The 12,113-nt window shown below is 39.0% G+C and carries 13 protein-coding genes; all 13 read right to left on the bottom strand.

All coding sequences use genetic code 11. The features are described 5' to 3' along the window. Positions 1 to 77: 77 nt before the first annotated feature. The 13 genes from ACHUE4_RS11930 to rpmE all read right to left on the bottom strand — a co-directional run bounded on the left by ACHUE4_RS11930 (position 78) and on the right by rpmE (position 12,027). Positions 78 to 2,270, bottom strand: coding sequence for a bifunctional diguanylate cyclase/phosphodiesterase (locus ACHUE4_RS11930; RefSeq protein ID WP_394190301.1), 2,193 nt, complete (start codon positions 2,268 to 2,270; stop codon positions 78 to 80). A gap of 259 nt (positions 2,271 to 2,529) precedes the next feature. Then, positions 2,530 to 3,765 carry a serine hydroxymethyltransferase gene (gene glyA, locus ACHUE4_RS11935; RefSeq protein ID WP_394190303.1) on the bottom strand — a complete coding sequence of 412 codons (1,236 nt, stop codon included), beginning with the start codon at positions 3,763 to 3,765 and terminating at the stop codon, positions 2,530 to 2,532. A 15-nt stretch (positions 3,766 to 3,780) separates the two neighbouring features. Next, positions 3,781 to 4,338, bottom strand: a complete 558-nt coding sequence (locus tag ACHUE4_RS11940) for a TIGR01440 family protein (protein ID WP_394190305.1) — start codon at positions 4,336 to 4,338, stop codon at positions 3,781 to 3,783. 14 nt (positions 4,339 to 4,352) lie between these two features. Continuing rightward, complete coding sequence (rpiB, locus tag ACHUE4_RS11945; protein ID WP_394190307.1) at positions 4,353 to 4,793, bottom strand: ribose 5-phosphate isomerase B; 441 nt, start codon at positions 4,791 to 4,793, stop codon at positions 4,353 to 4,355. A gap of 82 nt (positions 4,794 to 4,875) precedes the next feature. Continuing rightward, positions 4,876 to 6,183: a methyl-accepting chemotaxis protein gene (locus ACHUE4_RS11950; protein WP_394190309.1), complete on the bottom strand. Its 1,308-nt coding sequence runs from the start codon at positions 6,181 to 6,183 to the stop codon at positions 4,876 to 4,878. Between the two features lie 2 nt (positions 6,184 to 6,185). Further along, on the bottom strand, positions 6,186 to 6,626 hold the full coding sequence (locus tag ACHUE4_RS11955; RefSeq protein WP_394190311.1) for a low molecular weight protein arginine phosphatase: 441 nt from the start codon (positions 6,624 to 6,626) through the stop codon (positions 6,186 to 6,188). 8 nt (positions 6,627 to 6,634) lie between these two features. After that, positions 6,635 to 7,126 (bottom strand): manganese efflux pump, encoded by a 492-nt coding sequence (locus ACHUE4_RS11960; RefSeq protein WP_394190313.1) that lies wholly within the window; start codon positions 7,124 to 7,126, stop codon positions 6,635 to 6,637. A 55-nt stretch (positions 7,127 to 7,181) separates the two neighbouring features. Next, positions 7,182 to 8,216: an L-threonylcarbamoyladenylate synthase gene (locus ACHUE4_RS11965; protein WP_394190315.1), complete on the bottom strand. Its 1,035-nt coding sequence runs from the start codon at positions 8,214 to 8,216 to the stop codon at positions 7,182 to 7,184. Between the two features lie 79 nt (positions 8,217 to 8,295). Further along, a complete protein-coding gene (locus ACHUE4_RS11970) occupies positions 8,296 to 8,865 on the bottom strand; it encodes a stage II sporulation protein R (protein WP_394190317.1) in 570 nt (189 codons plus the stop codon). Positions 8,866 to 8,911: 46 nt separating this feature from the next. Continuing rightward, the gene (gene prmC / locus ACHUE4_RS11975; protein ID WP_394190319.1) at positions 8,912 to 9,769 is read right to left on the bottom strand and encodes a peptide chain release factor N(5)-glutamine methyltransferase; all 858 of its coding nucleotides are present in this window, start codon (positions 9,767 to 9,769) and stop codon (positions 8,912 to 8,914) included. After that, positions 9,762 to 10,841 (bottom strand): peptide chain release factor 1, encoded by a 1,080-nt coding sequence (gene prfA / locus ACHUE4_RS11980; RefSeq protein WP_394190321.1) that lies wholly within the window; start codon positions 10,839 to 10,841, stop codon positions 9,762 to 9,764. The genes prmC and prfA overlap by 8 nt, the downstream gene beginning before the upstream one ends. A gap of 66 nt (positions 10,842 to 10,907) precedes the next feature. Continuing rightward, entirely contained in the window at positions 10,908 to 11,522 is a 615-nt protein-coding gene (locus ACHUE4_RS11985) for a thymidine kinase (RefSeq protein ID WP_394190323.1), read from the bottom strand. 289 nt (positions 11,523 to 11,811) lie between these two features. Next, positions 11,812 to 12,027, bottom strand: coding sequence for a 50S ribosomal protein L31 (rpmE, locus tag ACHUE4_RS11990; protein ID WP_394190325.1), 216 nt, complete (start codon positions 12,025 to 12,027; stop codon positions 11,812 to 11,814). Positions 12,028 to 12,113: the final 86 nt, after the last annotated feature.

Here is a 12,113-nt window from a genome sequence, read left to right on the forward strand (position 1 = left end):
CATCTCCTTATGTTCAAACTTCATCTATTATAGCAGAAAAACACAGCGGGGCTAGATGCCGGACTGTGTTTTTTACATTACAATTGAAGACGCAATACTTCGTCAACTTCATTTACTGGCATCGGTTTAAAGAAATAATATCCTTGCCCGCTCTGACAGCCCATTAACTTTAAAATCGTTAATTGTTCGACCGTTTCAATTCCTTCCGCGATCGATTCCATATTTAAGTTGTTAGCTAACTGAATAATTGTGCGGACAATTGCAAGAGTTCCTTCATGGTCAATTTTAGATATAAAACTTCGATCAATCTTTATTTCCGTGAATGGAAGTTGTTGAATATAACTTAATGAAGAAAAGCCCATTCCAAAGTCATCTACTGAACTTTCAAATCCTGCTAATCGAAGTTGTTCAAATATAAGTTTTGCCAGTTCAAAATCTACTAATCCGATACTCTCTGTAATTTCAACTCGAATATATTGAGGCTCAATCTTATAATCTTTTACCGTATTCACTAGGTCATTTATAAAATCAGGATGAAAAAAGTGATCTGTCGATACATTAATCGCCACTTGGTATAGTTTTTGTCCTTCGAGTTTTCGGTTAGAAAGCCAATTTAAAACTTTATGAAGAACTTGCATTTCTATACTTCTGATTTTCCCTGCGTTTTCAGCAGCTTGAATAAATACACTTGGAGGGATAACCCCTAAATCAGGTGAAGTCCACCTTGCTAATGCTTCAAAAGAGAAAATTTCTCCAGTGGATAAATTCACCTTTGGTTGTAAATGAATATCGAATTCTTGTCTTTGAATAGCATGGGACAAATGGTTAAAAATCGTCATCTCATGTTTCGCTGCTACATCTTGTGTTGATTCAAAGAAAGAGATGGAATTGCCCATTCGTTTTTTTGCATCTGACAAAGCAGTATCTGTGTAACGAATAAGTTCATCTGCTGATTTGTCTTGTTTTGTAAAAGTCATGACACCCATTTTAAGCGTAATAAATACCTCTGCATCCGCTACTAAAAAGGGATCCGTTGCAATCTGGGCGATTTTAGCAGCATAAGATTCTACGTCTTTTAATGGAAGAACACTAGCAAAAATCAGGGCAGAACTAGCAAATCTGGCTATGACATCGTGAGTTCCATTACATGTTCTGTGAATTCTTTGCCCTAACTGTTTTATGAGGTCATCACCAGCGTGCCTGCCATATATATCAACAATCTTTGCAAATTCACTAGGTTCAAGAATAGCAATGCAACCGGTTTTTCTTTCTAGTAAAATATCCTTCAGTTCATTCGTAAAATAGTGGCGATTAGGCAAATCTGTATCTGAATCTATATAAGCCAGTCTTAATATTTCATCTTGATGCTCCGCATTCTTAATTGACAACGAAATAAGTGGAATGAGACGCTGAATAAATTCTAAATCTACTGCACGAGGTTTATTAATAGTAGAAAAATAAGTAGCAAATGTTCCTACAATTTTATTATCAGAAGTCAAAATCGGCATTGACCAGCATGCTCGTAAGCCATGTGGCAAAGCGATCTCTTTATAGTTTGTCCACAATGGATCAGTTGCTATATCCGTTACAATAATTGGTTTTTTCAAGTAGGCAGCCGTTCCACAAGACCCAGCATTCGGTCCAATTTTTCGACCATGAATTGACTGATTGTATTCGGTAGGCAATGACTTAGCGGCTGCTACTACTAAGCGTTCATTTTCATCAACTAATAACACGGAACATTTCGTTCCTTGTTGGAAAAAGCTTTCAGCTAAATCACAAATTTTTTGTAAAAGAATCGTTAAGGCATACCCTTTATCGATTCCTTGATAAATTTCTTGTTGGACGAGAAAAAGTGCCTCTGTTTGTTTGCGATTTGTTACATCGAGTTGCAAACCGATATAAAATAATAACGTTCCTGCTTCATCTCTCAGTGGTTGAATAACGAGTTCATTCCAAAAAGGGGTACCATCTTTGCGATAGTTTAATACTTCAGTGTGTACGGGCATTTCTTTATCCATTTTAGATTTCAGGAATTTCACTGAACCTATGTCGGTATCTGGACCTTGTAAAAACCGACAATTTTTACCGATTAGTTCGTCTTGATCGTAACCAGACATTCGAATGAAAGCATCGTTTACGTAGACTAGTGGATTATCTGGTAGATCAGGATCTGAGACGACAAAGCTAGTTTGATATTGCTCACCTAAACGACGCAACCATGCAAATAACATTTCTTTGCTCAACTCTTTTGGATAATTCGTCTGCATACCTATCACCCCTAAAGTTATAGTCATACTTATATCCTATTAGATTCTATTTAAAAAAGCTACTTTCGAATGGTAAAATTAGTGAAAATTTAGAATAATCTATATTCTTATCTTTTCCCAATTTTTATTGGTCCTAGTAGAACCCCACGCCTTTCCTATCCTACTATCTAAATACTCATAATTTCTAATAAAAAAAAATCTGCTTCATTCTTCATACGAAGAATTCCACAGACTTTCTTTCTAGTAATTATCTAACTCTTTATTTATATAATGGGTATTTAGAAGTCAGTGCCGCTACTCGCTCAGCTACTTCTTTCTTCACTTCACTATCTTCATGGTTCTTCAATAATTTAACCATAATTGTCGCAATTTCTTTCATGTCCTCTTCTTTAAATCCGCGAGATGTAACTGCAGGTGTTCCAATACGGATACCTGAAGTAACAAATGGGCTTTCTGTGTCAAAAGGAATTGTGTTTTTATTAACCGTAATACCAACTTCGTCTAACACGTGCTCAGCTACTTTACCTGTAAGGTTTAATGAGCGAAGGTTTACAAGCATTAAGTGATTGTCTGTTCCACCTGATACAATTTCAATCCCTTCAGCCATGAATGCTTCAGCTAGCGCTTTTGCATTTTTCACGACTTGTTGGATGTATGTTTTGAACTCAGGTTGTTGCGCTTCACCGAATGCGACTGCTTTAGAAGCAATTACATGCATTAAAGGTCCACCTTGAATTCCTGGGAAAATCGTTTTATCAATTTTCTTAGCGAACTCTTCTGTACATAAAATAAGTCCTCCGCGAGGTCCACGTAATGTTTTATGTGTAGTAGATGTCACAAAATGTGCATGTGGGACTGGGTTTGGATGTTCACCAGTTGCCACTAAACCTGCAATATGAGCCATATCCACCATTAAATACGCACCGACTTCGTCAGCGATTTCACGGAACTTAGCAAAATCGATCACACGAGAGTAAGCGCTAGCACCAGCAACAATCATTTTAGGTTTGTGTTCTAAAGCTTTAGAACGAACATCTTCGTAATCGATCATTTCATTGTCTGGATTCACACCATATTCAACAAAGTTGTATTGAATTCCACTGAAGTTCACATGACTACCGTGTGTTAAATGACCACCGTGAGATAAGTTCATCCCTAGTACGGTATCCCCTTGTTCAAGTGCTGTCATATAGACCGCCATATTTGCTTGTGAACCAGAGTGTGGCTGTACGTTTGCGTGATCCGCTCCGAAGATTTCTTTTAAGCGATCGCGTGCAATATTTTCAACAACATCCACGTGTTCACAACCACCGTAGTAGCGTTTCCCTGGATATCCTTCAGCGTATTTATTCGTTAGCACTGATCCTTGCGCTTCCATTACTGCTTCAGAAACGAAGTTTTCAGATGCAATTAGTTCAATATTCGCTTCTTGACGTGTCTTTTCAGCTTGCATCGCTTCAAATACTGTATGATCTTGTTCGGCAATTTTTTTCATGAGTCCATATCCCCTTTATGTCTTCTTGATGTGATAGATTGCACGTGTTCCGCCAATCAATTTAGGACGAGTTGTAGCAACTGTTACAACCGCGTCACCTATTTGTTTGACTGACGTTCGAATCGGCACCGCAACCGGTTTTAAATGCATACCAATTAACGTTTGACCAATATCAATGCCACCATGGGCTTGAATCGATTCGACGATGACTGGCTCATTAAACTGTGTATAGGCGAAGGCAGACATTGAACCGCCTGCTTTTTGAACGGGTATAACCGAGACAGGATCGAGTTTGTACTCAAGAGCTGTTCGGTTTTCCATCGTTAACGCTCGGTTAATATGTTCACAGCCTTGAAAGGCTAAATGGAGTTGATGCTTTTCTGCAAATGAATGAAGTGGTTGGAACAAGGCTTCGGCTATTTCTAAACCGCCAGATGATCCAATCCGTTTTCCTACAATTTCAGATGTAGAACACCCCACAACAAACAGCTGACCCGGATGGTATACGACTTGCGTACTTAACTCAGCTAATAATTCTTCAAGCTGCAAACGCCACAATGTATGTGCATCCATCCAACGATTCCCCTTTATTCGTTTTCTAGTGCTGTTAATTTTTCAACGCGTCGCTCGTGACGACCGCCTTCAAATTCTCCTTCAAGCCAAGTTTGGACGATTTCTCTTGCCAATCCCCCACCAATTACTCGTTCACCCATTGCTAATATATTTGAATCATTATGACCTCTTGTTGCTTTTGCGCTGAAAACATCATGCACAAGTGCACAACGTATGCCTTTGACTTTATTGGCAGCAATCGACATGCCTATTCCCGTACCACAAATTAGGATACCGCGGTCAAAAGTTCCGTTTGCTACACCTTCAGAAACTGGTTTTGCATAATCCGGATAATCGACCGAATCACTTGTTTGAGGACCGAAATCTTGATACGTATGCCCAAGTTCGTTTAGTAACGTTGTAATTTCTTTTCGTAAATTATTTCCGCCATGATCAGAAGAAATAGCAATATTCATCAGAGTCCCTCTTTTCTTTTCAACCTCATGAATATCTTATCATTATTCGAATAAAAAGTACCAACTTGTCCAAAAGAGTTCGTTAAATTTCGCTCGTTGTACGATCAAATTGTTGAATCATTTTATGTAATTGCTGAGATTGTTCTTTTAGTTCTGCAGACAATTGATCGATATGTTCAATTGATTTAGATTGTTCTTCTGTAGCACTTCTTACTTCTAAAGCTCCTGCAGACGTTTCTTCTGCAATTGCTGCTACTTCTTGCGATTGTTGGGCAGTCATTTCAATATTTTTTAGTTGTTTCTCAACAAATCCTGAAATTTCCACGACAGATTCTGCTACTTCATGAATTTTACTCGTCATTCCTTCAACCGCTTCATTGGTTTCAGAAACTCGTGTTGCTTCATTCACAGCAAATGAAACTTGTTCGGTCATTTGGGTAACAACTGTTTGAACATCCGATTGAATGGCATGAATTAGTTCTGAAATTCCTTTTACGGCATTCGCACTCTCATCAGCTAATTTACGAACTTCTTCAGCGACAATAGCAAAGCCTTTGCCATGTTCACCAGCTCTTGCAGCTTCTATAGAAGCATTTAATGCCAATAAATTCGTTTGAGCGGCAATATCACCTACAAGGCCAATAATGCGTTCAACTTTTCCTGCATTTTCTTCAAGTGTATAGATATTACCTAAAGCAGATTCACTTCCAGTTGCAATTCGTTGAATGCCATTTACGAGTGATTGAATGATAACAGTCGTAGATTCAAGTTCAGTGATCATTTGTTTCGAATGAAGAGAAGAACTTTCAGCGCGTGTATTCATTTCAGAAGCTAATATTCGTACTACTTGAACGGACTCAGCGGTGTCTTGAATGGAGACAGCTGAACTTTCTGCTCCTTGAGAAATTTGAGATATAGTATAAGAAATGGTCTCAGCTTGAGCGGATGCTGCTGATGTTTCAGTTGAAAGCAGTTGGACCGTTTTATTTGTGCGTTCGAAATTATCTTCAATACTATCAACCATTTGTCGCATATTCGTCAGCATCGATTGAAAAGCAATGGCAACAGAATTGATTTCATCGGTTGAATTTGAAATCTTCACATCAACGCCTATTTTTCCTTGGGCTGCTAGGTTCGCAACTTGTTCTAAGTTTTGAAGAGGTTTTACTAATAAAGAACTGAAGAAATAAGCTAAAATACCAGACCATAGAATCCCTAATGCATATGTACTAAGTTCAAAGATAAACGAATTAATTTCCGGAAAAAAGTTGGGTTGAAGATAGTTGATAAATATAGCACTCGTTGTATATGTAATGACCGCTAACGTAACAACGAATAATACAATCTTACTTTTCAATCCAAACTTACGTTTCTGTTTTTGAGCTTCCATGTTCATGCCTCCATCATCTTAGTTGCGAGTTCTTCTATTAAAGTGTCTAATTCGTTAAAGGTTTTTTGATACGTTTGAACATCACCACCAAAAGGATCCGAAACATCGTGCGATCCATATGGTCGTACATACTCTTTAAGTGTAAACGTCTTCTCAATCACATAAGGGAAAGCTTGTCCGAGCATTTGTTTATGAGCAGTTGTCATCGTTAAGATTAAATCTGCCCATCGTAAATCCTCTTCGCTTATTTGACGAGAAAAATGCATGAAATCGATGCCTTTATTCGAGATGACGTGTTTGGCATTCTCCGAAATATCTCCGCCATCCATTGCATAAATTCCGGCAGATCGAACGTCCGTATTTGGTATGTTTTGAGCTTGAAACAATGCTTCAGCCATTGGACTTCGACATGTATTCCCCGTGCAGATAAAGTAAATATTCATGTAATCCCTCATTTACTTAAAAATGTGAGCACACTCAAAATAATTAAGCATACCCCAGATATTCTTGTAAGAATCGGTCCTTTAATAAAGTTACCTTTCAGTGCTATGTATGAAAAAATAAATGCAAAAACACCAGCACTAATTAAAAAGACCCATCTCTGTAAATGAAGCATACCAAAAGAAAGGCTAACTGAAAAGGTGTCTATACTGACAATTAAGGCAAGAAAAGCGGGAGGAATATAGGAAGGAGTTGGTTTGTGTTGGTTTAAACATAAATGAAGTCCTGTTAGAAAAAGTAGAACGGATGAAATCCATCGTCCACCTTCGAGGAGAAGGTGAGTAATCCATTCACCAGCTAAAAAGCCGATGAACGGAAAAATCATATGTAAGATTCCGGTCCAAATGGCCAGAAGAAGGGGGGTTCTTATTTTTGGTAACACACTATATAGCGCTACGACATCTAATGCCGTCAAAATTCCAGCAAACAACTCTGTACCCAAATAACATCTCTCCTATCTTTTGCATCCGTATTACTATATGCAAATATTGAAGAGTTTAGGATATCCACCAGTTTCCATTTGCCGCTTTTTCTAGACGGTTTAATATGGCTGTGCCTACACCATCTGTTTGAGGTACTGTAACTAGCACGATATCAGCAGTCGTCTCATCACATGCCCTTAAATGCGCATACAACGATTGAGCATATTCATCCAGATTCAATCCATCTCCTAACGAAAAGAACCAATCTGCAGCGTCAACTTTGCATGTAACTGGCGCTAATAGAGCGACCGTTTGACCATTCTTATGTATCTCATTAATGGCTGCAGTTATAACAGATGTCTCGGGTTTTATTAAATAAACAGGTGCATCTGGCGCATAGTGTGCATATTTCATACCAGGTGCTTTTGGCACTGAACTGTCTTGTTCATGTTCACTCTTCGGTTCGATCACTTCCCCAATTACTTCACGCAACATTGGAGCGGTAACTCCACCTGGACGCAATATTACTGGGGGGTCTACGGTAAAATCAGCAACGGTAGATTCTAAACCTATGCCGGTCGCACCACCATCTAAGATTAATGGAATTCTGCCTTGAAGATCATGTTCGACATGTTTTCCTGTTGTCGGACTCGGCTTTCCACTTCGGTTCGCACTCGGAGCCGCGAGTGGTTCCTTTAGCCTTTTCAACAACTCAAGAGCAACCGGATGATTCGGCATTCGTAAGCCAACTGTGGATAAACCCGCTGTGACATTGGAGGCAAATAAAGATGGTTTCGCGTTTAAAATAATCGTTAAAGGACCTGGCCAAAAAGCATCTATGCAACGTTTCGCTTTTTCAGGAATCGATTGAACGTATTTCTCAATATCATGAGGGTCACCCACATGCACGATTAAAGGATTATCTGAAGGTCTACCCTTCGCTTGAAAAACTTTTGCAACCGCATTTTCGTTCGTTGCAATAGCTCCTAAGCCGTACACCGTTTCAGTTGGAAAAGCCACAACTTCACCAGCACGAAGCATATCCACAGCCTGTGAATAAAGCAAATCGTTATGCACATTTTTATCCACAATTCGTCGTTTAGTTTCCAATTGTCAAACTCCCTTCTATCGCGGTTTATCCATTAGTTATACACATAGTGTGGATAAGTAGTGAACAATCGGTGGATAACTACGACCAAAACTTGTTTTTTATCCACTCCCACGTCCAAAACTTCACTGGTTCTTCTTTCGGCTCTTCATCACGGTAGCAGACTTTTGGAAATAATGCGCACCACCAATTGTCCCCTTTACCTTCACCAATCGTAACAACTAATGCTTTTTGCACATTTTGTGAGTAAAAAATGGAACCATCTTTTTTAGGTGGAATGAGTGCATCTACTACTTGAATCTGAATCATTTTTTTCGTAATTTTCCCAGCACGCTTTGTCATTTCATTCGTTAAACTGCTCAACTGATTTTCTAGTTCTTCTGCCGATTTTGCAGTTGCAAGGGCTTCGACTAAAAGCGGTTGAATTTCTTCTTGAATCAATGACTTCATTTCTTGATCTTCTTGTGTGTTACTATTTGCTACAATTCGTACATGAATGGCATCAGCAGGTATTGCTTCAGCTGCTCCACTCGCACTTGGCAATAAGAACAATATTGTTTGAATAATCAATAAAGAAAAAATGAGTTCCATCCATGGGGATCTTTTCGATTGTGGTGATTCATTTCTAATAATCTCGTAATCTGGCAACATGTTTTGTTCGCCTCCTTGCCCCTATTGTGGACAAGGTGTGGATACTTTATTCACTTATCTCGCAAAATATCATTCGATTTTTACCGTTAATGTCTTTTACTATATCAACTTTAGCTTTTGGGAATGCTAGTTGGAAAAATTCTTGCACGGTCGGTCCTTGTTCGTGACCGATTTCAAGACCAATTAGCCCAGGTTTATTCATCAATGAAGGTAACTCTTCAGACAGCCTTTTATATAAATACAAACCTTGTTCTTCAGCAAATAAAGCAGAGTGTGGTTCGTATTCATACACACTATCAGAAAGAGTCTCCGCTTCCTCAAACGCAATATAAGGTGGGTTAGATAAAACAACATCCCATTTTTGATGGGCGATTGGTTTAGATAAATCACCTTGTTTAAAATGAATATCTGCTCCTAGTGATTCAGCGTTTCTCTTCGCCATATCTAGTGCATCTTGGGACAAATCAGTAACAGTTACTTGGAATGAAGGCTGTTCAAGTTTCAGAGAAATACCTATTACGCCACTACCAGTACCGATATCTGCCACTTGGAGATCTGTTTTATTCGAAAAAAGAGATTTTACTCTATTCATTGTTTCATAAACAAGTTCTTCTGTTTCTGGACGTGGAATTAAAACATGTTCATTCACTTCAAAGTTGCGACCGTAAAATTCTTCATAGCCAGTAAGATATTGAATTGGTTTTCCTTTTACATGTTTTTCAATGAGCGACCAATAGTGTTCATACTCAGTTTCTGACATTGGTTCTCGCATATCCGCAAGTAATTGAGCATGCGTTTTGTTTAAAACATGTTGAAGCAGCAATCGAGCAACAGGTTCTTCTCTTTTGTTTTCAATTAAAAAAGAAGAAGCCCTAGACAGGGCCTCATATATATACTTATACATCTGATTCGTTCATCCGATCTAAACGCTCTGATTGATCCGTCAAGATTAATACATCCACGATTTCATCCAATTTACCTTCCATAATTTGATCTAACTTTTGAATCGTTAAACCAACACGGTGATCAGTCACTCGATTTTGTGGATAGTTGTACGTGCGAATTCGTTCTGAACGATCTCCTGTTCCAACTGCCGACTTACGAACAGAGTCGTACTCAGCTTGCGCTTCTTGACGGAATTTATCAGCAACACGTGCACGTAAAACCGTCATTGCTTTCGCTTTGTTTTTAATTTGAGATTTTTCATCTTGGCACGTCACAACTGTACCAGTCGGAATATGCGTTAAACGCACAGCTGACATCGTTGTATTTACCGATTGTCCACCGGCTCCTGATGAAGCGTACGTATCCGTACGAATATCATTTTCATGAATTTCCACGTCAACTTCTTCTACTTCAGGTAAACAAGCAACTGTTGCTGTTGATGTATGAATACGTCCGCCAGATTCAGTTTCCGGTACACGTTGTACACGGTGTGCTCCGTTTTCGTATTTCATTTTTGAATAAGCACCAGTTCCGTTAATCATAAAGATAACTTCTTTGTAACCACCAATTCCAGTCGGTGAAGAATCCATAACATCCACTTTCCAGCCTTGAGCATCTGCAAATCGACTGTACATGCGGAATAGGTTTCCTGCAAATAAAGCAGCTTCATCTCCGCCTGCTGCTCCACGAATCTCAATGATAACGTTCTTGTCATCATTCGGATCTTTTGGAATTAAAAGAAGTTTCAAGCGTTCTTCAATCGCTTCGATTTGCGGTTCAAGTTCATTAACCTCTTCTTTTACCATCTCGCGCATATCGGCATCTAGCTTTTCTTCAAGCATCGCTTTCGCTTCGGCTAATTGTGCTTTAATATCTTTATATTCTCGATACGCATCCACTGTATCTTGCAGGTCAGACTGCTCTTTAGAAAGTGTGCGTAACTTGTTCGTATCATTAACAATATCAGGGTCACTTAGTAATTCGTTTAATCGATCATATCGGTCTTCTACCGATTGTAAGCGGTCGAACATGTTATCACCTCATCCGTTCATTTATCTCTTTAACAGTATAATTATATAGAAAAAGAGCAGCTTTCGCTACTCTTTGTCATATGCAAGGGTTGTTTGATGCGTTACACCCGCCGGCACCTCGTGATGATGGCGACATCTTGGCTCATATGCTTCCGTTGCACCAATCAGAATAATTGGATCTTCGTACCCTGCAGGTTGCCCATTAATCAGTCTTTGCGTTCGACTTGCTGGTGATCCGCAAGTTTGGCATACCGCTTGAAGCTTCGTCACTTGTTCAGCTAACGACATCATTTTAGGCATAGGACCGAATGGCTCGCCTCTGAAGTCTTGATCAAGACCTGCAACAATGACACGGAAGCCATGATCTGCTAATCGTTGAACGACATCTGTAATTCCTTCATCAAAGAATTGAGCTTCATCTATCCCAATCACATCATACTCGTCCGAAATATGCGGCCAAATATCTTTTGAACTTTCTACAGGCATCGCAATTACTTTAGTTCCATTATGACTTACGACTTCTTCTTCGCTATAGCGATTATCTAAACGCGGTTTGAACACCGCAATCTTTTGTTTTGCAAATTGCGCGCGTCTTACGCGACGAATTAATTCCTCAGATTTCCCGGAGAACATACTTCCGCAAATAACCTCTACCCAACCAGATTGTGTCATCACATACATAGAAGACACTCCTTTCAAAACTCTCTATTCCCTATCATACCGAAATTCTTTTTACATTACCTCTCTTTATTTTCAAGAGAAGTTGTGTTAAGGGTGTATTTCGGTTGTCTACTTGTTTAGTTGGATTTAGTATGACCACTATTATGATTTCGTTTCAATGAATACTGAAATTCTCATTATTCTAACCAAAACGTCAAATATTCTAACTGAGACTTCCACACATACAATAAACCATCTATAAAAGAAAAATACCCACGAAGAGCAGATGCTCTACGCGGGTATTTGATTACTACTCTTGAATTTCTTCTTTAAGACCGTATTTTTTGTTGAAACGATCAACACGGCCATCCGCTGCTGCGAATTTTTGACGACCAGTATAGAATGGATGACATTCTGAGCAAAACTCAACATTGATGTTTTCCTTTACTGAACCTGTCTCAAACGAGTTACCACATGAACATGTAACTGTTGCAACTTTGTAATTTGGATGAATTCCTGGTTTCATAAATAAATTCTCCTCTCGCCCTGTACCATCTGGAACAGAGTTGGTTATTGAACTGTCACCTTACACGACCCGTTCAATTCCAGTCG

Source organism: Paenisporosarcina quisquiliarum (assembly GCF_043641925.1).
In the GTDB taxonomy this organism is placed as follows: domain Bacteria; phylum Bacillota; class Bacilli; order Bacillales_A; family Planococcaceae; genus Paenisporosarcina; species Paenisporosarcina quisquiliarum_A.

Coding starts and splice junctions, on each gene's coding strand:
- ACHUE4_RS11930 (WP_394190301.1), bottom strand. CDS start 2,270: ATGCAGACGAATTATCCAAAAGAGTTGAGCAAAGAAATGTTATTTGCA.
- glyA (WP_394190303.1), bottom strand. CDS start 3,765: ATGAAAAAAATTGCCGAACAAGATCATACAGTATTTGAAGCGATGCAA.
- ACHUE4_RS11940 (WP_394190305.1), bottom strand. CDS start 4,338: ATGGATGCACATACATTGTGGCGTTTGCAGCTTGAAGAATTATTAGCT.
- rpiB (WP_394190307.1), bottom strand. CDS start 4,793: ATGAATATTGCTATTTCTTCTGATCATGGCGGAAATAATTTACGAAAA.
- ACHUE4_RS11950 (WP_394190309.1), bottom strand. CDS start 6,183: ATGGAAGCTCAAAAACAGAAACGTAAGTTTGGATTGAAAAGTAAGATT.
- ACHUE4_RS11955 (WP_394190311.1), bottom strand. CDS start 6,626: ATGAATATTTACTTTATCTGCACGGGGAATACATGTCGAAGTCCAATG.
- ACHUE4_RS11970 (WP_394190317.1), bottom strand. CDS start 8,865: ATGTTGCCAGATTACGAGATTATTAGAAATGAATCACCACAATCGAAA.
- prmC (WP_394190319.1), bottom strand. CDS start 9,769: ATGTATAAGTATATATATGAGGCCCTGTCTAGGGCTTCTTCTTTTTTA.
- prfA (WP_394190321.1), bottom strand. CDS start 10,841: ATGTTCGACCGCTTACAATCGGTAGAAGACCGATATGATCGATTAAAC.
- ACHUE4_RS11985 (WP_394190323.1), bottom strand. CDS start 11,522: ATGTATGTGATGACACAATCTGGTTGGGTAGAGGTTATTTGCGGAAGT.
- rpmE (WP_394190325.1), bottom strand. CDS start 12,027: ATGAAACCAGGAATTCATCCAAATTACAAAGTTGCAACAGTTACATGT.